The 25,988-nt window shown below is 40.8% G+C and carries 25 protein-coding genes and 1 pseudogene; 11 read left to right on the top strand and 15 right to left on the bottom strand.

The genetic code is table 11. The features are described 5' to 3' along the window. Positions 1 to 145: 145 nt before the first annotated feature. The 8 genes and pseudogenes from Xvie_RS12255 to pspA all read right to left on the bottom strand — a co-directional run. Positions 146 to 265: pseudogene (locus Xvie_RS12255) on the bottom strand (IS1-like element transposase); the annotation flags it as partial. Between the two features lie 107 nt (positions 266 to 372). After that, entirely contained in the window at positions 373 to 1,974 is a 1,602-nt protein-coding gene (locus Xvie_RS23205) for a hypothetical protein (RefSeq protein WP_244175601.1), read from the bottom strand. A gap of 513 nt (positions 1,975 to 2,487) precedes the next feature. Continuing rightward, positions 2,488 to 4,089 carry a transcriptional regulator TyrR gene (tyrR, locus tag Xvie_RS12240; protein WP_086109590.1) on the bottom strand — a complete coding sequence of 534 codons (1,602 nt, stop codon included), beginning with the start codon at positions 4,087 to 4,089 and terminating at the stop codon, positions 2,488 to 2,490. A 128-nt stretch (positions 4,090 to 4,217) separates the two neighbouring features. Continuing rightward, on the bottom strand, positions 4,218 to 5,306 hold the full coding sequence (locus tag Xvie_RS12235) for a YcjF family protein (protein ID WP_086109589.1): 1,089 nt from the start codon (positions 5,304 to 5,306) through the stop codon (positions 4,218 to 4,220). After that, entirely contained in the window at positions 5,303 to 6,700 is a 1,398-nt protein-coding gene (locus Xvie_RS12230) for a YcjX family GTP-binding protein (protein WP_086109588.1), read from the bottom strand. The genes Xvie_RS12235 and Xvie_RS12230 overlap by 4 nt, the downstream gene beginning before the upstream one ends. Positions 6,701 to 6,813: 113 nt before the next feature. Beyond that, a complete protein-coding gene (gene pspC / locus Xvie_RS12225; RefSeq protein WP_086109587.1) occupies positions 6,814 to 7,176 on the bottom strand; it encodes an envelope stress response membrane protein PspC in 363 nt (120 codons plus the stop codon). Further along, on the bottom strand, positions 7,176 to 7,403 hold the full coding sequence (gene pspB, locus Xvie_RS12220) for an envelope stress response membrane protein PspB (RefSeq protein ID WP_086109586.1): 228 nt from the start codon (positions 7,401 to 7,403) through the stop codon (positions 7,176 to 7,178). Before pspB ends, pspC begins: the two co-directional genes overlap by 1 nt. A gap of 32 nt (positions 7,404 to 7,435) precedes the next feature. Continuing rightward, positions 7,436 to 8,107 (bottom strand): phage shock protein PspA, encoded by a 672-nt coding sequence (gene pspA / locus Xvie_RS12215; RefSeq protein ID WP_086109585.1) that lies wholly within the window; start codon positions 8,105 to 8,107, stop codon positions 7,436 to 7,438. A 214-nt stretch (positions 8,108 to 8,321) separates the two neighbouring features. Between pspA and pspF the strand changes: the two genes are divergently transcribed. The 7 genes from pspF (at position 8,322) to fabI (ending at position 15,992) form a co-directional block, all read left to right on the top strand. Next, complete coding sequence (gene pspF, locus Xvie_RS12210; protein WP_086109584.1) at positions 8,322 to 9,371, top strand: phage shock protein operon transcriptional activator; 1,050 nt, start codon at positions 8,322 to 8,324, stop codon at positions 9,369 to 9,371. A gap of 272 nt (positions 9,372 to 9,643) precedes the next feature. After that, positions 9,644 to 11,359 carry an ABC transporter substrate-binding protein SapA gene (gene sapA, locus Xvie_RS12205; RefSeq protein ID WP_086109583.1) on the top strand — a complete coding sequence of 572 codons (1,716 nt, stop codon included), beginning with the start codon at positions 9,644 to 9,646 and terminating at the stop codon, positions 11,357 to 11,359. Next, positions 11,356 to 12,321, top strand: coding sequence for a putrescine export ABC transporter permease SapB (sapB, locus tag Xvie_RS12200; RefSeq protein WP_086109582.1), 966 nt, complete (start codon positions 11,356 to 11,358; stop codon positions 12,319 to 12,321). Before sapA ends, sapB begins: the two co-directional genes overlap by 4 nt. Then, on the top strand, positions 12,308 to 13,195 hold the full coding sequence (sapC, locus tag Xvie_RS12195) for a putrescine export ABC transporter permease SapC (protein ID WP_086109581.1): 888 nt from the start codon (positions 12,308 to 12,310) through the stop codon (positions 13,193 to 13,195). The genes sapB and sapC overlap by 14 nt, the downstream gene beginning before the upstream one ends. Continuing rightward, positions 13,195 to 14,187, top strand: a complete 993-nt coding sequence (sapD, locus tag Xvie_RS12190; RefSeq protein ID WP_086109580.1) for a putrescine export ABC transporter ATP-binding protein SapD — start codon at positions 13,195 to 13,197, stop codon at positions 14,185 to 14,187. Before sapC ends, sapD begins: the two co-directional genes overlap by 1 nt. Next, the gene (sapF, locus tag Xvie_RS12185) at positions 14,188 to 14,997 is read left to right on the top strand and encodes a putrescine export ABC transporter ATP-binding protein SapF (RefSeq protein ID WP_086109579.1); all 810 of its coding nucleotides are present in this window, start codon (positions 14,188 to 14,190) and stop codon (positions 14,995 to 14,997) included. 206 nt (positions 14,998 to 15,203) lie between these two features. Next, the gene (gene fabI / locus Xvie_RS12180) at positions 15,204 to 15,992 is read left to right on the top strand and encodes an enoyl-ACP reductase FabI (protein ID WP_086109578.1); all 789 of its coding nucleotides are present in this window, start codon (positions 15,204 to 15,206) and stop codon (positions 15,990 to 15,992) included. 139 nt (positions 15,993 to 16,131) lie between these two features. Here the strand turns inward: fabI and pdxY are convergent, their stop codons facing one another. From pdxY to anmK, 4 genes are all read right to left on the bottom strand, one after another. Then, complete coding sequence (pdxY, locus tag Xvie_RS12175; protein ID WP_086109577.1) at positions 16,132 to 17,010, bottom strand: pyridoxal kinase PdxY; 879 nt, start codon at positions 17,008 to 17,010, stop codon at positions 16,132 to 16,134. A gap of 104 nt (positions 17,011 to 17,114) precedes the next feature. Further along, positions 17,115 to 18,386, bottom strand: a complete 1,272-nt coding sequence (tyrS, locus tag Xvie_RS12170; RefSeq protein WP_086109576.1) for a tyrosine--tRNA ligase — start codon at positions 18,384 to 18,386, stop codon at positions 17,115 to 17,117. A gap of 285 nt (positions 18,387 to 18,671) precedes the next feature. Further along, positions 18,672 to 19,325: a pyridoxamine 5'-phosphate oxidase gene (pdxH, locus tag Xvie_RS12165; RefSeq protein ID WP_086109575.1), complete on the bottom strand. Its 654-nt coding sequence runs from the start codon at positions 19,323 to 19,325 to the stop codon at positions 18,672 to 18,674. A 104-nt stretch (positions 19,326 to 19,429) separates the two neighbouring features. Continuing rightward, on the bottom strand, positions 19,430 to 20,539 hold the full coding sequence (gene anmK, locus Xvie_RS12160) for an anhydro-N-acetylmuramic acid kinase (protein ID WP_086109574.1): 1,110 nt from the start codon (positions 20,537 to 20,539) through the stop codon (positions 19,430 to 19,432). Positions 20,540 to 20,855: 316 nt separating this feature from the next. On the opposite strand from anmK, the gene Xvie_RS12155 reads away from it, so the two are divergent. Next, positions 20,856 to 21,329: an outer membrane lipoprotein gene (locus tag Xvie_RS12155; RefSeq protein ID WP_086109573.1), complete on the top strand. Its 474-nt coding sequence runs from the start codon at positions 20,856 to 20,858 to the stop codon at positions 21,327 to 21,329. 82 nt (positions 21,330 to 21,411) lie between these two features. Here Xvie_RS12155 and slyA read toward each other — a convergent pair whose 3' ends face one another. Beyond that, entirely contained in the window at positions 21,412 to 21,849 is a 438-nt protein-coding gene (gene slyA, locus Xvie_RS12150) for a transcriptional regulator SlyA (RefSeq protein WP_086109572.1), read from the bottom strand. Positions 21,850 to 22,527: 678 nt separating this feature from the next. Then, complete coding sequence (locus Xvie_RS12145) at positions 22,528 to 22,767, bottom strand: DUF1289 domain-containing protein (protein WP_086109571.1); 240 nt, start codon at positions 22,765 to 22,767, stop codon at positions 22,528 to 22,530. Between the two features lie 243 nt (positions 22,768 to 23,010). Between Xvie_RS12145 and gloA the strand changes: the two genes are divergently transcribed. Together gloA and rnt are read left to right on the top strand one after the other, a co-directional pair. Further along, a complete protein-coding gene (gene gloA, locus Xvie_RS12140) occupies positions 23,011 to 23,418 on the top strand; it encodes a lactoylglutathione lyase (protein WP_244175599.1) in 408 nt (135 codons plus the stop codon). A 177-nt stretch (positions 23,419 to 23,595) separates the two neighbouring features. Beyond that, complete coding sequence (gene rnt / locus Xvie_RS12135) at positions 23,596 to 24,246, top strand: ribonuclease T (RefSeq protein WP_086109569.1); 651 nt, start codon at positions 23,596 to 23,598, stop codon at positions 24,244 to 24,246. 94 nt (positions 24,247 to 24,340) lie between these two features. Here the strand turns inward: rnt and Xvie_RS12130 are convergent, their stop codons facing one another. Next, positions 24,341 to 24,730, bottom strand: a complete 390-nt coding sequence (locus Xvie_RS12130) for a Grx4 family monothiol glutaredoxin (RefSeq protein ID WP_167376272.1) — start codon at positions 24,728 to 24,730, stop codon at positions 24,341 to 24,343. Between the two features lie 363 nt (positions 24,731 to 25,093). Here Xvie_RS12130 and sodB point away from each other — a divergent pair, with 363 nt between their 5' ends. Beyond that, on the top strand, positions 25,094 to 25,672 hold the full coding sequence (sodB, locus tag Xvie_RS12125; RefSeq protein WP_086109568.1) for a superoxide dismutase [Fe]: 579 nt from the start codon (positions 25,094 to 25,096) through the stop codon (positions 25,670 to 25,672). Positions 25,673 to 25,988: the final 316 nt, after the last annotated feature.

Below are 25,988 nucleotides of genomic sequence, written 5' to 3'. Positions count from 1 at the left end.
CGTCGCCAGCTTATTTCATATTCATATATAAAATCACCCACGATCACCTCTAAGGACTACCAATAATAGTTATTCTGCCCTACATTAAAAATTCGGTCATGACTCCAAAACGTTGTAATGGTGTATTACCTGTTTTCTTTTACCTACCTAAAACACGGCCAGTGTCTCTTACACCAGAGCCATTCATTGCCATATCAATGATTTTCCCTTTCGTGTCAAGTTCATGACCATTGTAACGATAGTTAAGTTGAAAGGTATCGTGGCAGTCATACAGCCCGAAAACAAACTGACAGCCTTCGGGCTGTAAAACCCGAGCGAAGTTCGACTAAAAACTGTTAATCTGGCTAGCACCTACGGTTAAAAACTTACATCTCAGTTGCCTGCACCAATTTCTTTTTCAGTTTCAGCCGCCTTTTCCTTAACTTGTTTAGAACGGTTCTGAAAATTCTTGATAGCAATCAGATACTGATTGGTGCCAATGTAAAGATCACCATTCCTGTTGAAATAAATACCTCCATATTCGTGGCAATAGTTCACCCCTCTACCAAGAGGAATCTGCCAGATCACCCGACCGTCGAAGGAGTCGATAGCACTAATGTAATACATACCACCTCTTGACGCCGAGATATCATCGGACCAGCTACAAGTATGCGCGAAGATGATACCGCTTCCACGACAAAGCATGTTCATCGCGTAAAAATGAACGTCCGGTAAAGACCATCTCTTTTCATCCGGTTGTTCAGAATTCACAGGATTGATGTGGATCATCTCCATACCGGGGCCATTCGGAACCAGCTGTGAGAACGGCCATGTCGGATAGTGACCGAAATTATTTTCGACCACAAAAGTATCACCGACACCGATCAGAGATGCTTCACAAGCACTTCTTCCCTTCAGAAAACAAGGTGTCTCAGAAATAATATTTCCGTTTTCACGATTACAGACCAATACGTTAAGACGAGGATCGGCATTATCGGTAATTGCCACCAGCTCAGTGCCGTTCTCCATTTTAGTGAGCGTCGGGGTAGTTCCCGAGCCGATATTTTTCTGGCCTGGTTTCATGTATCCCGCATTCTTATAAGATGTTCTCCAACGAGTGACAACTTCATTTTCCTCCAGACTAAACGCCCAGAGATACCCTTCCGTACATAAGCCCTTATTGTCGATACCATTCGTGACAATATAAGCCCCCTTTTCATCAACAGCGAACGTATTGTTATTCCACTGTTTTTCCAGTTCAAGGGAATTGATCAGTGTCGTGTTCCCAGTACTCGGATCTATTTCCACAACTGCCATTTGTGCCGAAGAGCTTAATGTGCTATCCGGGTAGTTTTGATAATCGAACTCACCTGCTATCAAACACCAGTAGAGATGCGGGCGCTCCTCATCCCAAACAGGAAGTGACGAGTAAAGAGAATTCCCCTGCGCCGAGCCAGTGACTAACTCAACTATATCGGCACTCTGCCAGTTTGGTGTGAGTGAATAAATCTCATTCTCTTTTATTTGTACATCCGCAGTCGGATAACTGGCAATTTGGTTACCCTGCACAACGATTGTGTTGTCGTTGTTATCCATATAGAAGTAACCACCACCAAAGGTACTACCAGAATACTTACCCACAGATGTTGCCGAAATGATGTTACAGTTCTCGTCGAACACAACCAGCCAGAACATGGATGAAGTGTAATCCAGCGAGACGCCTATCATTTGATTCTTGCTATTACAAACCATATTCGGCGTGTACCCGAAAGGATTGTACTGCTCGATAAGCAAAAGATTGTCTTCAACAGGGCCGCTGAGCGAAACGGACTCGGAACACCAGCTATCCTGATGCGGACTTCCGAAATTGTTTGGTGCCATCCGCGGATGTTGCGGAATTTGAGCATTGGCAAAACGATTCAGGGTACTTTTTGCTGCTGGGACATGGTGCAATTCTTCCTTTCTCATGGGGACTGTATGATCGAATGGATTCATAATTGAACCTGTATTTGTATTGGATGGTGAATACCCAATCCTGAGAGTTGGGATCGGAGTGTTGAACCTTGAGTCATATTTCAAAGGTAAATTACACGTACAGTACCCAGAGTTTCAAGTGAATGCTCAAGATAGATAATTACAAACTATGTTCTGTGTGTATTTGAAAATATCGCATTGCTCGATACTTATAACTACCCTTAGCAAAATCCTTGAATCTACGTATGTCAACATTGATCAAATCAGCGGATACGCAAATATGATTTATTAATACAAGCATGGTTAATTGATAATTATTGAAATAACCGTTTTGGTATTAAGCTCAAATACGACTTTATTGATATTAATTGGTATGGCAATTATCGTGAGAGTGTATTTTTATTGAAATTTTGGATTGACTGAATCATATACATTGGCTGTGAGCAAAAATTTGTATCATGCAACAACCAATGTTATATGCTTAATTAAGACAAAAGCTATATTTCCTCACAAGGACTGTGATGAGCTTGCCGCCTATTCACCGCCTTCGTGCTCATGTTCAACAAGGTGTTTTTTACCACTTAAACCATATTCACGTAATTTATTGGCTATTGCCGTATGAGAAACGCCAAGCCGTTTTGCCAGTTTACGCGTGCTGGGATAATGACGATAAAGACGTGTCAGTACAGAACGTTCAAAACGCTTGCTGATTTCATCCAAAGACCCCACCAGAATATCTTCATTAAATGCCACCTCTGCCTCTGCTACTAGTTCAGGTAACTGAATATCCTGCGGGCCTAGTTTGTTACTCTCAAGTTGAGTCAGTGCATGATAGATAGCATTTCGAAGTTGTCTGACATTTCCGGGCCAATGATAACCACAAAGAAATTGCTCTAAGTCAGAAGAAAATTTAGGTTTATCTAAGCCTTGTTCTGCCGCAAAACGCGTTACAAAATAATCTGTCAGTGGCATGATATCCGCCTGACGTTCCCGCAAAGGAGGTAATGTAATGGTTAAAACATTCAGCCGATAATAGAGATCTTCACGAAACTCCCCTTTTTGTACCAATTCAACTAAGTTTTTCTGAGTGGCACAAATAATCCTAACGTTCACTTTAACTTCATTCTCTTCACCTACACGGCGAAATGTTCCATCATTTAAGAAACGAAGTAATTTAATCTGCATTTGTGGTGACATCTCACCGATTTCATCTAATAAAACCGTACCGCCATTAGCCTGCTCAAAGAAGCCCTTTTTGCCTTCCAATGCATTAGGATAGGCTCCTGCCGCATAACCAAATAATTCACTTTCTACAACATTATCTGGCATAGATGCACAATTCAGCCCAAGAAAAGGCTGTTTTCCCCTTGCGCTCCGCAAATGACAAGCTTTAGCAAATTCATCTTTTCCGGTTCCTGTTTCACCAATAAGCAACAAGGGAGCATCAAGCATCGCCATTTTACGAGCCTGCTCTACAACATGAACCATTTTAGGGCCAGCAGCAATAATTCGTTCAAAGGCATTATCATTTATGGTTAATTTTTTCAACGGGGATTCAATATGCACCGATGAACGATGTTCGCCAGAACGCAACATAATCACGGCTCCTACACATCTAACAATCTGATTTTCATCCGTTAACTGCATAGGAATAATATCCATCCCATAATCTTGCCCTTTGATGGATAGTTGTGTTGAGTGTTGCTGATGATCCTCACTTTCAAGCCAGTGAAGGAAATTGTAATTGCTAATCAAATGACCAATATTTTTGGGGCTGATTTTTTCTTTACTGAAACCAAACAATGTCAAAGCAGCAGAGTTAGCCAGTTTAATATTGCCTTTCATGTCAATAGAAAAGATAGGCTCAGGCACTGATTCCAATAAAGTCCACATCGCTCTGTGCTCTTTCTCTGACGGCATGAAGGCAACTGTCCTGACATCAATAACACCATTGATACGGCGAATTTCTGCCATTAATACTCGGAAAATATTGAAATCAATTTGAGTAAAATTAAGGTAAATACGACGTGCAGGAGAAATTTCAATTCCTTTCAGGTCAATATTTCGTAAAACCAGTAAATCAAGTAATTCGCGGGTTAGCCCGATTCGATCCTGACAAGTAACTTCCAATCGCATTTTTTTGACCTTATTTACACGATGTTCTTAACCACCTGAAATGTTACCCGTTACTACTCAATAGATGAAGCCCTTGTCAGCAAAAGTTTACAAGAAAGTAAGATGTCAAACTGGTATGACAGTAATCATTAGTTGGTTACTTTGCTGTTATCCGTGTTTTTGGCTGTACTTTTGTTTTTCATTGGTAACGTACTTTTAAGCTGAATAAGCAACTGGTGACGAAAATCCCCTAACTTCGGCTTATCTCCATCAATCCACGGCAAAGGGCGGCACAGTTCCATGGCCTTGATACCCAAACGGGCCGTAAGCAACCCTGCACCGATCCCCTGTGCAGCACGAACAGAAAGACGGGCTGCAATGTCCTGTGACAACCAGTCCATACCCACTTCTCTTACTAATTCTGAAGCTCCTGCAAAGGCAATATTCAGCAATACTAACCGAAACAAGCGAATACGGCTGAAATAACCCAATTTGATTCCATAAAGCGCGGCAATTCGATTAATAAGTCGAATATTTCTCCAGGCAATAAAGGCCATATCCACAATTGCCAATGGACTGACAGCGATCATCAATGCTGACTCCGCCGCAGAGCGGCTAATCTCTTTCTTAGCCTGAGCATCCAAGACAGGTTGAACCAACTTGCTGTATAGCATGACAATTTCACGATCATTATGAGTTTCATGCACAGCAGCCTGCCAACGCTGTAATGCCGGATGTTGTTGCCCTATTCTCGCCTGTTCTGCCAATTTTTCACAAAATCGGCGCCCTTTGCCAATGCCATGGCTTTGTAATAGCGTTTTTGCAACATTTCGTTCTTCTATACGCTGCCGTAAATGGTAAAGATGCCGCCATTCCCTCACCACGCTGCCTATTCCCGCAAAAACAATCATACTGCCAGCAACAGTAATTCCCAGAGCAATCCAATCATGTTGTTGCCATGCTTGATATATCCACTGTATACATTGTGCAACGACACTCATTCCCAACACAAATACAGCACTGGAAAAAATTTTTCGCCAAAAACTGTGTTTCGGTTTCAGTGCAGCATTCACTGCACCTTCAAATTCGCCTTCCTGCTCTTCTGCTTCCAGCTCTGGCATAATCGGATAAAATTCTTTTTCCTGCCCAATAAATTCTTTTTTGGATTTCAATGGTGGCTCTGATGATGTTTGTACAAAATCACCAAAATCAATTCTCGGTTTCAAAGGTTCGGTCATGTTAGTTTGTCTCCCAATAAAAACTCCATCGCGCTATCCATGCGAATATGGGGTAACGGTGTATCAGCATTGACTTGTCTTGGCCGGAATGATTCGAAATTAAACCCTTGTTTTTGCCAGAATTCGTTATTTGGTAAGCGTTGTGGCACTTCTCCCGGAAAAAATGTCAGTAATTTATCGTCTGACAAACGATTACCCTTGATAGCAGGGATTTTATCACCCTCATGAATAACAATGCCGCTCTCTGTTGCCTGAACAGATGCAAGCCCTACACAATCCATGCTGATCCCTTCAAACGCCGCATTTTGCCACGCTTCCTGTACCAATTGCTGTAAAAGAGAAACAAAATTGGCATGCTGATCTGCCGTAATATGATCAGCTTTACTGGCAGCAAACATTAATTTATCAATGCAGGGAGAGAATAAACGACGAAATAATGTTCGCTTACCATAATGGAAACTCTGCATAAGTTGTGTTAATGCGAGCCGCATGTCGTTGAATGCCTGTGGGCCACTATTCAGTGGTTGCAAACAATCCACCAGAACAATTTGTCGATCAAAACGGAGAAAATGCTCTTTATAGAACCCCTTAACAATATGATTACAGTAATAAGCAAAACGCTCACGCAGCATACCTATGTTAGTATGTTTGCCCGCTTTTGCTAATTGCGACTCCCCGATTTTATCGATATCCGGCCACGGGAAAAATTGCAGTGCTGGAGCGCCTGCCAAATCTCCCGGCAAGATAAAACGCCCAGGTTGGATAAAGTGCAAACCCTGTTGTTTACACTGATGTAAATAGTCCGTATAGGCCTGAGCAATTCTGGCAAGTAAATTCTCATCAGCAGGAGCCAGTGGATCACACTGATTGCATAATGTTAACCACGGTTCAGCCCAATTTGCTCTTTCCCCTTTCAGCAATCCATGCATATACCGTGACCATGCCAGATAATTTTGTTCCAGCATAGGCAAATCCAATAACCACTCGCCCGGATAATCGACAATTTCTAAATAAAGAGTGGAGGTTTCTTTGAGGTAACGAAATAGGGAATCTTCAGAGCGATAACGCAAAGCCAGGCGAATTTCACTCACTCCACGTGTTGGTATCGGCCAGTAAGGGAGAGTGTCATATAATGCGGCGATATTTTCATCATAGGCAAAGCGAGGCACGCCAAAATCCCGCTGTGGTACACGCTTCACACCAAACAGGCGCCCATCGCGCACAGCAGAAAATAATGGCAACCTCGCTCCATTGTGTACATGAAGGAGTTGGTTCACCAAGGAAGTAATAAATGCGGTTTTTCCACTGCGACTTAACCCTGTTACCGCCAGTCGCAAATGGCGGTCCATTCCACGATTAACAAGCGCTGTTAGTTCGTTTTGCAACCGTTTCATGTTTCTCCTAAATGGAAATATCGTGAATCTGCTTCATCTGGCCTGTGACATCGGCATAATTATTCTGCAAAATTTAATGGCCTAAGGATTGTTCATGGTCTGGTTATTCTCACTCAAAGCTGACGGAAACGGCTGCGCACATTGTAAGTTTCAGAAGTAATATAACGTTCCATTTGACGCAAACGTGCTTCGCTTGCTTTTAATTGGTAGTCTATTTCATCCAACATTTTCTGTGCTGATGGCCCCTTGCTTTTTTCCTCAGCAGAATATCCCGCAGGTGCGGGATCCATTACAAAGGTCAAGATAATATAAGCCAATACCGTTATACCGAATAACCCAAAAAACAGCGATAATACCGTGATGGTGCGGATCAGCGAAACGGGTACGTCAAAATATTCTGCCAGCCCAGCACAAACTCCTTTAACCATTCCCTGTTCTGGCAGTCGGTAAAGTTTTCGGCGGTATGTATTTGACATTATGACTGTCTCCAATTTGGATGCTCTGCATCAAGGATCTCTTCTAACGTTTTAATCCTTTCTTGCATACGCCTGGCATTTTCTGCCAATTGTTCTAAACGCTGAATTTCACTGTTCCCTAACTGACCTCGATTGCCATTCTGGTTGCTGTAATGCAGCCATAACCAGATGGGTAAGACAAAAAGCACAAAAATGATCAGTGGGATCCCAAGAAATATATAGCCCATTATCTTTCCTTAGTTACATATGACATATGTCATCATTGTGAATCTTTGATACTCATTTTAGCTTTCAAGGCCGCAAGTTGTGCACTGATTTCATCATCTGCCTTCAATTCAGCAAATTGCTGTTCGAGCGATTTCTGTTTACCCAGACCAACAGCTTCTGCCTCTGCTTCCATGTGGTCTATCCTGCGCTCAAACTGTTCAAAACGTGCCATTGCCTCATCGATTTTTCCACTATCCAACTGACGACGTACTTCGCGCGAAGATGCCGCGGCCTGATGGCGCAGAGTTAATGATTGTTGTCTTGCACGCGCTTCTGTCAATTTGTTTTCCAGCTCAGTCACTTCAGCTTTAATGCGTTCCAGAGTTTCATCCAGGATAGACAACTCATGTGCTAACGCTCCAACTAAGCTACTGACTTTTTGTTTTTCGATCAACGCCGCACGCGCTAAATCTTCTTTACCCTTGCTCAGTGCCAATTCAGCTTTTTCTTGCCAGCCATCAATTTGGCTTTCACCTATGCTGATACGGCGCGAAAGCTGTTTTTTCTCTGCCAATGTACGGGCTGAAGTAGAGCGTATTTCCACCAGCGTGTCTTCCATTTCCTGAATCATCAAGCGGATCATTTTCTGTGGATCTTCGGCTTTATCCAACAGAGAGGAGATGTTAGCGTTAACGATATCAGCAAAACGAGAGAAAATACCCATAGTCATAAACCTCTTTCATTAGAATGTATGTATGTTATGCCTGTGTATTGTTAAAACGGATACAAGATACACGGTAAGACATTTAACTAAATACAAGATACATGCCAATTTTTGGTTTTACTTATCCAATTGAAATAATTCAAATAATATTTTTTGCTTTTTTATTGCAATAAGCTAATGTAGTCAAATTGACCAACTTTTGGTGAAAAATACCATGTCTCAATTTATTGATAATTTATTAGGTGAAGCAAACTGTTTTATTGAAATTTTGGAACAAGTCTCTGCACTGGCAAAATTAAACAAGCCTGTTTTGGTTCTGGGGGAACGAGGGACAGGCAAAGAGTTAATTGCCCGTCGTTTACATTATCTTTCCCCACGTTGGCAAGACCCTTTTATTTCTCTGAATTGTGCAGCACTCAATGAAAATTTGCTTGATTCAGAACTCTTTGGTCATGAAGCCGGGGCGTTCACTGGTGCCCGTTCAAAACATCAAGGGCGCTTTGAACGAGCCGATGGCGGAACGTTGTTCCTTGATGAACTAGCCACTGCTCCCATGCAAGTACAGGAAAAATTACTGCGTGTCATTGAATACGGTCACTTAGAGCGCGTTGGTGGTACTCAGTCATTACAAGTCGATGTACGTTTGATTTGTGCAACCAACGAAGATTTACCTTCTATGGCTGCCCGTGGAAAATTCAGGGCTGATTTGCTCGATAGGCTCGCTTTTGATGTCGTTCATATTCCACCACTGCGTCAACGGCAACCAGATATCATGTTACTGGCACAAAATTTTGCGATTCAGATGTGCCGTGAGTTAGATCTGCCATTGTTCCCTGGGTTTACTACTGAAGCCAAGCAACAGTTACTTTCCTATCACTGGCCCGGTAATGTCCGCGAATTAAAGAACGTTATAGAACGTTCCATTTATCGGCATGGTAATAATGAAAATGAATTAAATACTGTCATTATCAACCCCTTTTCACCTTCACAACAATCTGTCCCATCATCCACTGATAACGGAATTACCAATTATTTCCTTCCTGAATTGCCTCTTGATTTAAAACAATGGCAAAACGATAGCGAAAAGAGTTTAATCATGCAGGCTTTGGCAAAAAGTCAGTTCAATCAGAAAAAAGCCGCTGACAAACTTAACTTGACTTATCACCAGTTACGCGGATTGATCAAAAAACATCATATCAATATTCATGAGAACGATCAGACAAAAAATCAGCCGAGCAAAGTAATCAATTCAATAGATAGATAGATAGATAGATAAAAAAATAGCCGGCACCCGAGCCGGCTAATAAAAATACTGGAAGCAATGTGAGCAATGTCGTGCCTTTTCTGAGATTACATACTTGATACTACAAGAATGTCTTCCCGAGAACACGATGAGAATGATAATACTTATCACTTATGCTTGTAAAGCACTTTATTGATAATACTTCTCATTATCGTGATCTGTTCGTTGTTTTTGAGCAAAAAGCATTAATTAAGTTACAATGCCTAAATTCTTCTATATGACTGACGTTTTATATGCGCTATTTGATTTACTGGATCATATTATTGATTTCCGCCCCTACGCTGGCGGCTAAGAATGCTATTCCAGAAACTATCGCGGAATCCATTCCATCGAAGCCAAACAACACATCAGAAAGTCTGTCTCATATTCCGACAGCTTTACAACAGAATGGATTTATTTATTGCGTTAATGGTGATTTGAATACATTTAATCCACAAATGGCTATCGGTGGCCTGACCGTGGATACTCTTGCTGCGCAGATTTATAACCGCCTGCTGGGAGTTGATCCTCTTAGCCATAATTTGGTTCCTGAGTTGGCTACTGACTGGGAAGTTCTGGACAATGGGACAACCTATCGTTTTTATCTGCGTCACAACGTTGCCTTCCAATCAACCAATTGGTTTACACCAACCCGTGCTATGAATGCGGATGATGTCATTTTCAGTTTTCGCAGGCTCTTCGATACAACATATGATTATCATTATGTTAATAGTAGCCACTATCCCTATTTTGATAGTTTGCAATTTGGCAATTCAGTGAAGGATATTCGAAAAATCGACGAATATACTGTTGAGTTCCATCTTAATGCTACTAATGCATCTTTTCTCTGGTATTTAGCAACACACCATGCACCTATACTATCTCAGGAATATGCTCAAAAGTTGCAACAAATGCATCAACAGAAACAATTAGACTGGAAACCTGTTGGAACAGGCCCCTTCATGATGAAAGATTATAGGATGGGACAATTTATCCGCCTCGTTCGCCATGATAAATACTGGAAAGGTAAACCACGCATGGAACAGGTTGTTATAGATACTGGTACTGGCGGTACTGGCAGGATCTCAAAACTGCTCACAGGTGAGTGCGATGTACTGGCTTATCCTGATAATAACCAGCTGAATATTGTAAATAATGATTCGAATCTGAGTCAGACATCACAGCCTGGCATGAATGTCGCTTATCTCGCGTTTAATACCAGCAAACCACCGTTAAATAATTTGAAAGTTCGTCAAGCTATCGCTTATGCCATCAATAACCAACGTCTGATGCAATCCATCTACAATAAAAAGGCAGAAACGGCAACCTCTATTTTACCTCGTATATCATGGGCGTATGATCAGAGTATCAAAATTACCGAATACGATTCTGAAAAATCCCGCAAAATGTTAAGTGAACTGGGATTAAGAGAATTGAAATTAACGTTATGGGTTCCAACAACTTCACAAGCTTATAACCCACGTCCTCTGAAAATGGCAGAGCTAATTCAGGCAGATTTAGCACAAGTTGGTATTAAGATATCTATTCATCCTGTCGAAGGTAGATTTCAGGAAAACCTTCAGAAGAATAAGAACTATGATATGGTACTGGCAGGCTGGTCTGCCGATAGCAATGATCCCGATAGTTTTTTCCGTCGATTACTGAGTTGTGCCGCAATTGCATCTAAAACAAACCTGAGCCACTGGTGTAATTCAGCTTTTGATGATGCTCTTCGTCAAGCCTTGTTAAATCAAGAAATTGTCTCACGCAAAGAAAATTATTTCTTTGCACAAAAAATCATCGCGCAACAATTACCCTTGCTGCCACTGGCTTATTCAATGCATTTGCAGAGCTTTCGCAATAATATTAAAGGATTGGTATTCAGTCCGTTTGGCGTTGATGCCTTTGACAAGGTTTACCGTGCACAGGAAGCTGCAGTTCCTGATGAAAATAAAAAGGGAAGCAAATGATTATTTATATCCTACGTCGTTTGTTACTTCTGATTGTGACATTATTTTTTCTTTCTTTTATCAGTTTCAGCCTGATGTATTTCACACCTAGTGGTTACTTGAGTGAAACACCACTGTTAGATGCTTATGTAGACTATGCCTATCACCTGTTGAAATGGGATTTTGGTATTTCCAAAATTAATGGGCAACAGGTTATTGAACAACTATATGCTGTTCTTCCCGCCACTATGGAGCTTTGTATTCTCTCTTTTTCCATGGCGTTGTTAATTGGTATTCCCCTTGGGATTATTGCTGGTGTCTGGCGTAATAAAAAAGCAGACATTATTATCAGCACACTTACCCTATGTGGTTTTTCCATCCCAGTTTTCTGGCTGGCTTTGCTGTTAATCCTGCTTTTTTCACTTGGCTTAAATTGGTTACCTGTTTCAGGGCGATTTCTTTTACTCTATCAAATAGAACCTGTTACTGGTTCCGCACTGATTGATGCCTGGCTGTCAAAGGCACCTTATCGCAATGAGATGATTATTAACGTCATTATGCATATGATACTGCCCGTTATCACTCTGGCCGTTGTCCCTACAACAGAAGTTATCCGTTTGATGCGTAACAGTGTTGAAGAAATCTCAGGTGCAAATTACATCAAATCAGCAGCAACCCGTGGTTTATCTCGACTAACTATCATTCGGCGTCACCTATTACATAATGCCTTGCCTCCCATCATTCCTAAATTAGGATTACAATTCTCAACTATGCTCACATTAGCTATGGTGACTGAGCGTGTCTTTAACTGGCCAGGTTTAGGACCTTGGCTTATCAACGCTATCCAACAGCAAGATTATTCCGCGATCTCAGCAGGTATCATGGTGATAGGAACACTGATTATTTCAGTTAATATGCTAACAGATATTATTGGGGCGATAGCTAATCCCCTGAAGCATAAGGAATGGTATGCCCTTAGATAATTTTTACCGAGAAAAGCAAATGCCATCGCCACTGAAAGTCATCTGGCGATTTTTCTATGCTGATGTATTAGCTATGACTGGTTTTTATGGGGTATTAATCTTAATTATACTGAGTTTGTTGGGAGAACATCTCGCTCCACATTCATTTCATTTACAATTGAGTCACCAGCTTATGCCACCTTCATGGTCACATTCAGGTAATGTCTCCTTTTTTCTTGGGACTGACGATCTCGGCCGTGATATTTTCAGCAGTCTATTGATTGGCACGTCTTCCACATTTGGGGGAGCGTTGGTTGTCACTACCGTGGTAGCCATTATAGGATTAATCATCGGCAGCCTTGCCGGCATGACTCATGGATTGAAATCAGCAGCTCTGAATCATATTTTTGATACTCTACTCGCTATTCCTTCATTGCTATTGGCTATCATTGTCGTTGCTTTTGCTGGAGCCAGCCTACACCACGCCATGATTGCAGTTTCACTGGCATTATTGCCAAGAATAGTACGTACTGTTTATACAGCTGTGCATAACGAACTGGATAAAGAGTACATTATTGCAGCACGCTTAGACGGTGCTTCAAACCACCATATTTTACGTTATGCCATTTTTCCCAATATTACTGCAGTGATAGTCAGTGAGTTAACTCGTGCTCTCTCCATCGCTATTCTTGAAATTTCCGCATTGGGATTTCTCGATCTTGGTGCACAAAGACCATCTCCCGAATGGGGAGCCATGCTGAAAAACTCATTGGAACTACTTTCTAATGCACCATGGACTGTTATGTTTCCCGGAGCAGCAATTATGATCAGTGTTCTGCTGGTTAACTTACTGGGTAATGGCCTCCATCGTGCTATTAACGCAGGAGTCGAATAATGCCATTACTCGATATTCGAAACCTCACCATTGAATTCATGACAGCAGAAGGCCCCGTCAAAGCCGTTGACCGAATGAGTATCTCACTAACAGAAGGTGAAATACTGGGTTTGGCTGGTGAGTCAGGATCAGGTAAGAGTTTAATTGCCAAAGCGATTTGTGGTGTCACAAAAGACAACCTAAAAGTTACCGCAGATCGTTTCCGTCTTAACGATATTGATTTATTGCGTCTGACCCCACGACAACGCCGTAAAGTGATTGGCCACAATATTTCAATGATTTTTCAGGAGCCACAATCGTGTCTCGATCCATCAGAAAGTGTTGGTAAACAGATTATTCAATCTATTCCAGGATGGACGTATAAAGGCCGTTGGTGGCAGAGATTCAATTGGCGAAAACGCCGTGCGATTGAGTTGTTACATCGCGTTGGTATTAAAGATCACCATGACATTATGCTCAGTTATCCCTACGAATTAACCGAAGGTGAATGTCAAAAAGTAATGATCGCTATTGCGCTTGCTAACCAGCCAAAGTTATTGATTGCCGATGAACCAACCAATGCAATGGAATCCACGACACAAGCACAAATATTCCGTTTGCTTTCGAGCTTAAATCAGAACAACAACATGACTATCCTATTAATCAGTCATGACCTGCAAATGATGAGTAAACTGGTTAAACGTATCAATGTGCTGTATTGCGGTCAGACCGTGGAAAATGCTACTCCGGATGAGTTGCTGGTGAAACCTTATCATCCCTATACTCAAGCTCTGATCCGTTCAATTCCTGATTTTGGCAGCCCATTACCACATAAAAGTCGGTTAAATACGCTACCCGGAGTTATTCCATCACTGGAACATCTGCCGATAGGTTGCCGCTTAGGGCCTCGTTGCCCTTATGCACAAAAAACCTGTATTGAAACTCCACGGTTACGGGTGATCAAAAACCATACATTTGCCTGCCATTTCCCTTTGAATATTGAGGAATCGTAAGTGGTTGAGACATTATTGGAAGTTAAAAACCTGACTAAAACATTTCGCTATCGAACTGGGCTATTTCGTCGTCACCAGCTTGATGCCGTAAAACCGGTGAGTTTTACCCTGCAACCGAAAAAAACATTGGCCATCATTGGTGCAAATGGTTCCGGTAAATCCACATTAGCGAGAATGCTATCCGGGGTTATTGAGCCGACTTCAGGTGAAATTTTGATTGACGGTCATAAGCTTTCTTACGGAGATTACAGCTATCGCAGCCAACGTATTCGCATGATTTTTCAGGATACCAGCACATCACTGAATCCTCGTCAACGTATTGGTCATATTCTGGATATACCGTTAATTTTAAATACAGAGTTATCTTCCTCCGAACGGGAAAAGCGTATCAACCAAACATTGCGTCAAGTTGGTTTACTACCTGATCATGCCAATTATTATCCACATATGCTCGCTTCAGGACAGAAACAACGTGTAGCTTTGGCGCGTGCTCTAATATTACAACCACAAATTATTGTGGCAGACGAAGCATTGGCTTCACTCGATATGTCCATGCGCTCCCAAATAGTCAACTTGATGCTAGAATTACAAGAAAAACACGATATTTCATATATCTACGTCACTCAACATCTCGGCATGATGAAACATATCAGTGATCAAGTACTGGTGATGCATCAAGGAGAAGTTGTCGAGCGTGGCAATACAGCGGAGGTTTTGGCTTCTCCACTGCATGTTATTACACGTAAATTGATAGCCAGTCATTTTGGTGAAGCCCTGTCTGCTGAAGCATGGCGACAGGATATCACCTAATATTTTTATTGGATGTATTTTAATCACTGATCGGAACAGAATGGGAAACTCACCACATTTCTCTCCGGCGTGGTAGAATCATCTCCGTTTATTCACAATAAATACCGCAGTCATGGTCGGATATTTATTATTTTTGTTTCCCCATGACTCTTGGTGTTTGATCACAAAGAACAATTTTGATCATAAAGAACAATAAGGATACTGCTATGGGTTTCATGACCGGCAAGCGCATTCTCATTACTGGCGTCGCCAGCAAACTGTCTATCGCTTATGGAATTGCCAAGGCAATGCACGATCAGGGAGCAGAGCTGGCTTTTACCTACCAAAATGACAAATTGAAACCTCGTGTCGAAGAATTCGCCGCATCACTGAATTCAAATATCGTTCTGCCATGCGACGTGGCTGAAGATGAAAGTATCGACGCACTGTTTGTTGAACTGGGTAAAGTCTGGCCTAAATTCGATGGTTTTGTTCACTCTATCGGTTATGCTCCAGCTGACCAACTTGATGGTGACTATGTTAACGCTGTTACCCGTGAAGGTTTTAAAATTGCACATGACATCAGTGCATACAGTTTCGTCGCAATGGCAAAAGCCTGCCGTGAGATGCTGAATCCTGGTTCTGCCCTGCTCACCTTGAGCTATTTGGGCGCAGAACGTGCAATTCCTAACTATAACGTAATGGGTCTGGCAAAGGCCTCTCTGGAAGCAAATGTGCGTTATATGGCAAATGCAATGGGTGTTGAAGGTATCCGTGTTAATGGTATCTCTGCTGGCCCAATCCGCACTCTGGCGGCTTCAGGTATCAAAGATTTCCGTAAAATGCTGGCACATTGTGAAGCAGTCACACCTATTCGCCGTACTGTAACAACAGAAGATGTTGGTAATGCTGCTGCCTTCTTGTGCTCAGATCTGGCTGGAGGTGTTACTGGTGAGATCCTGCATGTTGACGGTGGTTTCAGCATCGCTGCTATGAATGAGTTAGAGTTAAAATAATAGCTCGTTGATATATTTGAAGATGGTCTCATCCATACAGTGATAGTTGAGACCATCTTTTTTTATTCTCAATTAGGTAGCAGCACGGACATACTGCTCAAGACTACCGGAAGCATAATTTTACTAATGATTTTCAATGTCAGTCTATTCTTACTGCATGAAACTGATGTTCTGGAGTGACCATTTTATTTTGCGCAGCAACAATTTGTAATTCATATTCTTCACTCTTTCGAGTTTCCAACATCACTTCGTAAACTGCAGCAGCAACATGTTCTAACGCAGCTTGCAATGCTTCATTTATCAAGGACGGGTTTTTCAATAGATTGACGAGGAACAAACCACTCGTTAAGTCACCAACACCAACCGGCTGACGTGCTCCCGTATCAATTAATGGACGGCTAACATGCCAGCTATGTTCTTTAATCACCAGAAGCATTTCAAAGCAATCTTTCTGATAGCCTGCACGGCTTAAATGCTTAACCAATACAATTTTAGGACCTTTTTCACATAACTCACGAGCTGCGGATATAGCTTGTTCTACACTTTCAATTTTCCGCATGGTTAATGTTTCAAGTTCCAATAAATTAGGTGCAATAATATCACTAATTGGTAATGCTTTTTCACAAAAGAATTCAGCAACTCCCGGGGCAACTATACATCCTTTTTCCGGATGTCCCATTACGGGATCACAGAAATACCATGCATCTGGGTTGGCTTCTTTAACCTGCTTCACGATATCAAGGATATAACTTCCCTGTTCCGGAGAACCAATATAACCACTCAGGACGGCATTACAGGATGCTAATTTATTAATTTCACCAATTCCCTGCACAATTTCAGTCAAATGTTCAGGTGGCATCACACAACCACGCCATTGAGGGTATTGGGTGTGGTTTGAAAATTGAACCGTATTTAATGCCCATACGTTCACTCCCATACGATGCATCGGAAAAACAGCCGCGCTGTTTCCTGCATGACCAAAGACAACATGAGACTGAATTGAAAGAACATTGTTCATGATAAGGCCTAGTTTATTATTTTTGATTTATGAATAGATATTATCTATAAAAATGCCAGATACACTAAGGGCAACATTATTGTTGCCCTTAGTGATAGTATTAATTATTTCCAATTGATAAGGCAATAATGCTTTTTACCTCGGCGTAATAAACTATAACGCCCAAACAAACGATCACTCTCTGCAAAGACATACATAGGCTCTGATTGTTTTTCACCGTTGATGGAAACCGCATTAGAACTGATCATGGTGCGAGCCTGTCCACGGGAAGGAACAAATTCGGCGGTGACCAGAGCTTGTTGCAGATCGGCATCTTTTTCAAGTTCAATGGCCGGCATTCCATCTTGCGCCAATTGAGCAAAATCATCTTCGGTCAAATCAGAAATCGCACCAGAGAACAAACTTTCAGTGATACGCTTCGCCGCTGCAAGGCCTTCTTTGCCATGCACCATACCAGTAACTTGTTCTGCCAGTATATATTGAGCACGTGGAGCTTTACCGCTATTTTTATCTTCTTCTTCCAGAGAATTAATTTCCTCGATATCCATGAAAGTAAAAAATTTCAAGAAACGGTAAACATCTGCATCTGCTGTATTAATCCAGAACTGATAAAATTTGTATGGGCTGGTTTTCTTCGGATCCAACCAAACTGCACCACCTTCTGTCTTACCAAATTTCGTTCCATCTGATTTGGTGATCAGTGGTACTGTCATGCCAAACACTTGTTTTTGATGTAAGCGACGAGTCAAATCGATACCTGAAGTAATGTTGCCCCATTGGTCTGAACCACCAATCTGTAATTCAACGCCATATTTTCCATTCAGGTTTGCAAAATCATATGACTGCAATAGATTATAAGAAAACTCAGTGTATGAAATACCAACATCATCACGGTTAAGACGTTGTTTTACTGCTTCTTTGTTAATCATCTGGTTGACGGAAAAGTGCTTACCGATGTCACGCAGGAAAGTCAGCACATCCATTTTGCCAAACCACTCGTAGTTATTGGCTAATTCTGCACCATTTTCACCATCAAAACTAAGGAATGGAGAAACCTGCTTGCGAATTTTCTCAACCCACTCTTTGACTGTCTCTTCTGTGTTTAATTTGCGTTCGGTTGCTTTAAAGCTTGGATCGCCAATCAAACCTGTCGCCCCACCGACCAACGCAATTGGTTTATGCCCAGCAAGTTGGAATCGTTTTAAACACAGCAAGGGAACCAGATGGCCCAAATGCAAGCTGTCAGCGGTAGGATCGAAGCCACAATAGAGAGAGAGCGGACCTTGCGCCAGTCTCTCAGCTAACGCCTCTTCATCCGTTACCTGGGCAACAAGGCCCCGCTCTTGCAGTTGTTTAATCAGGTTATTGCTAGACATTAATGACTCCATCGGTTTGTATACTTTACCTATATATTCCCCCTTTCTTTTCAGGCTGCTACTTTATTGATTACGCTGCAACCTGAAATCTATTGGGTATATAAGCATCTCGTTATAAATCACGTGCTATAGCATAAAACGCCAGTAATATAAGTGCCAGTATTAAAAACGGTAATTATACTCCGCTCTTTGCAAGTCACTGCTTTATTAGCTGTACTTTGCAAGTTATTGAGCATATTACTTAATTTATGACCTTGTGTATCGAGCGTTTATATCGTTCTGTTATTAAGGAGCCAATCGATCGATATGCCATTTATCATCTTCACGTTGATACAGAAAACGATCATGAATGCGATGTGCACCACCCTGCCAGAATTCGACTGAATCAAATTCAACTTTGAATCCCCCCCAAAAACTGGGAAGAGGAACCTCTCCATTCTGGAACTTTTGTTTCAACTCCAAAAACTTCCCCTCCAAAATGCCTCTGGCAGAAATTTTTGAGGATTGCTGGGAAGCCCAGGCTGCTATTTGACTATCTCTCGGACGACTATGAAAATATTTCACTACTTCAATTGGAGACAAACGCTCAGCTTTGCCAAGAAAACTAACTTGTCGTTCCAATTGATACCAAGGGAAATGGAGGCTGATCCGGTTATTTTGGACCAGATGTTTTGCCTTACGACTACCAAGATTGGTATAAAATATCAGGTTGCGTGCGTCAAAATGTTTTAACAGAACGATGCGCTGGTGAGGTTGTCCGTTCTCATCTACTGTAGCAACACACATTGCCGTTGGATCACTGAGTTTAGCTTCACAAGCCTGTTTTAACCAACGTTCAAAAAGTTCAATCGGTTCTTCAGTAAGATCTTTTCGCCTTAATCCACCACGTATATATTCGCGACGCAGTTCAGCGATAGCTGTTTCATTATTTTCTGACATTTCTAATCTCTCGATTTCTAAATGAGTATTAGCATATCATTGTTATCTGTTAGCTAACTGTCTTCTAATAATGGTCAATTGTTAACTGAACATTATCCAATCAATTATCTGACAACTGGATAAATTGCCCCTAAAATCGTTTCTCTATCTGCACCTGTTACTGACGGTAAATTACCAGATAACCCAGACATTGTTCGGAATGCCAACCAAGCAAATGCCAGAGCTTCCATATCATCACCACTCAAACCATATTTATCTGTCGTAGTAACTTCAGTATCCGGTAATAATGTCGATAACCGATTCATCACAAGTGGATTACGGGCCCCACCACCACATACCAGAAGGCGATCACACTCACCACTTAGCATCATTTGCTGAACAATGCTCACGGCCGTTAATTCAGCCAATGTTGCTTGAACATCCACTGGTACAACTTCAGGAAAATCAGCCAGTTGTTTTTCCAACCATGCCATATTAAAGTATTCACGCCCTGTACTCTTTGGTGCGATACGCACAAAATATGGATCAGAAAGCATTTTTTGAAGCAAAGATTCATTGACAATACCTTCACTGGCCCACTGTCCATCTTTATCATAAGGTAACTGCTTATGCTGCCATGTCCAGGCATCCATCAGCATATTGCCCGGGCCAGTATCATATCCTTTAACGGCAGAGTTAGGCAGAAGTGCTGAAATATTTGCTATTCCGCCAATATTCAAAATAATACGCCTTTCTGTAGGATGACCCAATACAGCCATATGAAATGCTGGCACCAAAGGTGCCCCCTGGCCACCATAAGCCATATCACGCCGTCTGAAATCACCGACCGTTGTAATATTAGTCAATGCTGCTACACGGTTGTTGTCACCAATTTGCATAGTAAAAGGTTTTTCACCGTCCGGCTCATGCCATACGGTCTGCCCATGACACCCAATTGCTGTAACGTCATTTGCAGCCAGCCCTGCTTTATTCAACAATCCTTGAACAGCTTGTGCAAATAAAGTTCCAAGTTCATAGTCAAACCTTCCGACCATTGATAGTGTCGTCTGCTGCCCTTGACAAATAGAAAGCAATTTTTGCTTAAGTTCTTGCGGGAAAGGATGATTATAGCTTACTCGCTGAGTCACAACCTTATCACTAATCTCCGCCAGAATAACATCAACCCCATCCATGCTAGTACCAGACATCACACCAATATAACGTCCTGAATTCATAAATATCCCTCTATTAAATAATGGATTACATTTAATCTTACATGAACTATAAAACACATTTATTTGGACTATATATGTTTAATGAGCATTATTAGCGATAAAATCTAAGTTTTGGAGAGCTCTTCACAAAACATGCTAAGCTTTTGGTCAGGAATTATTCCTTTGCGAGTTCATCATAAGTATTTATTATATGCGCGGATATGTATCATTATTGGCTGGCAAAGCTATCAGTTCTGCTGCTAGCAATAGCAGCCGAACGCTTGATTATAGGTTTATTATCAAGTTTCCCTATCGGGCATTAAAATTAGGAGTAACTATGTTAAAACATTTCCTGGTTAGTGCAGTTGTAGTAACCACTTTGTCTGGTTGTGCAGACATGAGCGCATTTTCTAGTGATACTTATTCTATTAGTCAAGCCAAACAAGCTCAGACTGTCACCTACGGTATCATTCGATCAATACGCCCCGTCACTATTAAAGGCAAACAAGCCGGTGATCCTAATATGTTAGGTTTCATTGGTGGTGCTGTTTTAGGAGGACTTTTAGGTAATACGGTTGGTGGTGGTTCTGGCCAAAAGCTTACCACAGCTGCGGGTGCTATTGCGGGTGGTTTGGCTGGCCAAGGAATCCAAGGTGCGTTAGACCAAACAAAAGGTATTGAATTAAGTATTCGTATGGACGATGGAAGGAATATTATTGTAGTACAAAAGTTAGACCGTACTGTATTCAGCAAAGGACAACGCGTCCAGATCGCAAACAGCGGAAATTCTCTGACAGTGTCACCATTCTGAAATATTCAAATAACACAAAGCTAAAAAATCGCGGTTTACCAGTAACTGGTTCTGAACCGCGATTTTTATTATAGATTAATTTTTATATTACCTGTTTATGTAATTGGCTAATATTTTTTTCAATTTTTTTTATTACAGAAGCAAGCAGAATTAACTCATCATGAGTAATTCCCTCCAAGATTTCTTTTCTTGTCGAATCAATAACACTATCCACTTCTCTAATAAAAGTTTCCGATTCTCCGGTTAATTTGATTCTTTTTGCACGCCGATCATTAGCACATGTGTGCCGTGTAATCAGTTTTTTTTCTTCTAATTGATCAAGCGTTCTCACCAGAGATGGTTGTTCAATACCAATAGCTTTTGCGAGCTGTATCTGTGATTGCTCTGGTGGCAGCTGATTAATATTGTATAGAGTAACCCAATGTGTCTGAGTTAATTTCAGTGGTTTCAAACGATGATCAATTAAAGCGCGCCAAACACGAACTAAACGTGCCAAATCAGATCCCAATGTCAATTCCAATTACCCCTCCTTATAATTAGAGACTCATATAACATCAATGAATTATCCAATCAGTTTATTCATATGAATAATGGATACGCACTCTATATCATGCTTACATTAGCTGAGTCAGAAATTTCGCTAATAACCTAATTAGTGTCGCGTTGGCTTGTTACTCAAAGTTGACATCTTCGTCGCCCTAAAGAGCGAAGTTGTACGGCGCACCGAATAAAATCGCGCATTAATCCACCAACGATATAAACTGTATAAAATAATCTTCCAACTAAACTATTTTAATTTTAAATATCAACAAAAAAAATACAAACCCTCAAAATATATACATTTCCACTCGGTTAAAGTTCTATAAGAATAACCGTCATCCAAATACTAATCTATATATTTTTACATTAATATCATTTTTCTCTTACAGATATTGACAATGTTATAATAAATAACATAAAAAACAATAAGATAAAAAATTAGTTCTTTTATTGCTCAATAAATAATTCTTTGATAAGAAATTTTTACTGAAACACCTCAGTTAGACAATAGAAGTAATATTTTTAAATGACTTATGTCAAATAAAAGAGATGTAATATAAATAATACATCATTTATTACTGGTAATATTTCTTATTTTTACGATTATTCTAAACCAGAATTCATATAAGTAATATTTTTTAGCCAACTCAGAATAAAATTAAAATAAATCAGGTTGTTTCGGGATAATATTTCCATCACTTCCCTTATTTTTTAATTCTCTCAGATATCTATGATGACATAACCGCAATATTTTTCTTTTTTCACTATCAGATAAATTTACCCACAAAAAACGCTCTTCCCTACTACGGTAACATCCTAAGCAAAAACCACGAGAGTCAGACTCACAAACTCCTCGACAAGGATTTGGAATAGCAAAGAATTCTAATTGTTCAGCCATCTCATCCTCCTGCACTCAGGCTTACCAGTTATTTCCATTATGAAACTATTCGTTAGCCAGTATAAACCTCAACCATTACATTTCAATACAAAATAGTAACATTTTGAAATTAAATAAATAAGACGATTTGAATTATTTTATCCAGACGCGTTATAGTGAACCAGACATATACAGATATGTGAGCAAAATTTTGTAATAAAAGCTATATTTCGCAATAAAACTAATAAAGATCAAGAGGTAATCATGCGTTTACTCCATACTATGATCCGTGTTGGCAATATGCAGCGCTCGATTGATTTCTATACTCAGGTAATGGGTATGCGTTTACTTCGCACTAGTGAAAACCCAGAGTATAAGTACTCTCTCGCATTTGTTGGTTATACTGATGAAAACCAAGGCGCAGTTATTGAGCTAACCTACAATTGGAATGTTGAAAACTACGAAATGGGAACCGCATTTGGACATATTGCCTTAGGCGTTGATGATGTTGCAGCAACTTGTGAACGTATCAAGCTTGCTGGAGGTAACGTGGTTCGTGAAGCAGGGCCAGTTAAAGGTGGAACAACTATCATTGCTTTCGTCGAAGATCCTGATGGCTATAAGATTGAACTCATTGAAAACACAAGTGCCAGCAGTGCATTAGGCAACTGACGCTATTAATAGCTATCAAATTATAGCTAGAAATTATTCACACATAATAAAGGGCATATTTTATTGCCCTTTATTATTCTGATAAGTATTACTTCTGCAAGACACACCAAATTTTGTCATAATATCCACTATTCTAGAGTCAAAAACAGAACCCTGAAGCTAAGAACTGAAAATCAGATGTCTAATCAAAACGATCAAAATATACTAAGTGGACGCTTTCGTGGCTACTACCCCGTTGTCATTGATGTCGAAACCGCTGGTTTTAATGCGCGTACAGACGCTTTACTTGAAATTGCGGCAATTACTTTAAAAATGGATACTGAAGGTTGGCTAACACCTGCTGATACACTGCATTTCCATATCGAGCCTTTTGAAGGAGCTAATCTTGATCCTGCCGCCCTCGCTTTTACTGGTATTGATCCCACAAACCCCTTACGAGGAGCTGTCAGTGAATACGCTGCTTTGCATGCTATTTTCAAAATGATACGTAAAGGCATGAAAGACACTAACTGTAACCGCGCGATTATAGTCGCTCATAATGCCAATTTTGATCACAATTTTGTCACGGCCGCAGCTGAACGCTCTGGTTTGAAACGTAATCCATTCCATCCGTTCGCTACTTTTGATACTGCAGCACTCAGTGGATTGGTTCTTGGTCAGACAATTCTAGCCAAAGCCTGCATCACAGCAGAAATTCCGTTTGACAGCACTCAAGCTCATAGCGCCCTTTATGATACTGATCGAACTGCCCTGCTTTTCTGCGAACTCGTTAATCGCTGGAAACGGCTAGGTGGTTGGCCACTACCACCTATTGACTCCGAATCCTAAAAAACAAGTCCCATATCTATTAATCCATACCTATAATTAGCCCCATGCTTTTTATAAGCATGGGGCTACAGAAAGTATTCATCACTCCAAGGAATTACTGACCTTCTTCCTGCTCACGATACTTGTCGGCAGCCTCTTTAATCAGCGCTTGTAATTCTCCGCGCTGATACATCTCAACAAGAATGTCACAACCTCCTACTAGTTCACCATCAATCCAAAGCTGAGGAAAGGTTGGCCAATTTGCATATTTAGGCAATTGAGCGCGGATATCTGGATTTTGCAAAATATCCACATAAGCAAAGCGTTCACCACAAGCTGACAAAACCTGAACAGCCTGTGCAGAGAAACCGCAGCTTGGCAATTTCGGGGAACCTTTCATATACAATAGAATTGGGTTTTCTCTGATTTGGCGTTCGATTTTTGCGATGACCTCATCAGCTGTTGTATCAGTAATTGTGTTAGTATTCGTATTAATATTAGTCATTTTTGCTTCCTTAAAACTGCAAGCGCTATTTATCAGTATCAGATAAAGATTTATTCAGAATACCACTTTCCACTCTGATTTTTCCACCGTGAACTTTATGTGGCAAATTTTTGCCACGATTTGCAACAAGTGATCATTAAATATTTTCATTCAAACTGGCTGCACTCAATCCATGTTACAGTTCAGTTCTGCGTCAATTCGCAGCCTAGTAGTATCTTTTCCCCTGTTATTTAGCAGAAAAGTTGTTAAGATAATTATCAAATAGCAAATACAATAATAAGCTTAAACTTGCCCTGCCCATGATTAGGCCTTATAAATCATGGCTTGCAGAGCCAAAAACCCGATATTAAAAAGGAGCATGCAATGTCTTTTGAATTACCAGCATTACCTTATGCCAAAGATGCCTTGGAACCATACATTTCTGCAGAAACTCTAGAATATCATCACGGCAAACATCACAACGCTTATGTTGTAAACCTGAATAATCTGATTAAAGATACCGAATTCGCCGGAAAATCATTGGAAGAAATCATCAAAACATCTGAAGGCGGTATCTTCAATAACGCAGCACAAGTTTGGAACCATACTTTCTACTGGCATAGCCTGTCACCAAATGGTGGTGGCGAACCAACCGGAAAAGTAGTAGATGCGATCAACAATGCTTTCGGTTCTTTTGCTGAGTTCAAACAGCAGTTCACTGACGCAGCCCTGAAAAACTTTGGTTCTGGTTGGACTTGGTTGGTCAAAAAAGCTGACGGAACTCTGGCTATCTCTAACACTTCTAATGCAGCAACTCCACTGACTGGTGAAGATAAACCAGTTCTGACCGTTGATGTTTGGGAACATGCATATTACATTGATTACCGTAATGCACGCCCTCAATATCTGGAGCACTTCTGGGCTCTGGTTAACTGGAAATTTGTTGAAGAAAATTTGGCTTGATAAGATTCGTTCTCACGCCAGTTTGAAATAATTAGGGCAGGTTTTCTTTATATTCGCTGAATTCCGAATGCTGGAGAACCCGCCCTTAAAGCCTGCCTTCAAAACAAATGGTGCTACAAATTTTTTTAGATTTTGATCAGATCAAGCAGAGGCTTCCCAGAAAAACAATCATGATCAATGCACTACTGGCAGCCAATAATCCCAACTTCAGATCTGTATCCATAAAACATCCTCAATGTGAAAATTAAGACACCCCAATACCATAAATTATAAGTGGTCATTTGCCGTATTATTCAAAAAATATACTGCAATATTT

The sequence above is a fragment of the Xenorhabdus vietnamensis genome, assembly GCF_002127535.1.
GTDB classification, from domain to species: Bacteria; Pseudomonadota; Gammaproteobacteria; order Enterobacterales; family Enterobacteriaceae; genus Xenorhabdus; species Xenorhabdus vietnamensis.
The sequence above is the reverse complement of the archived record's forward strand: the minus strand, read 5'-3'. Positions and strand labels throughout refer to the sequence as shown.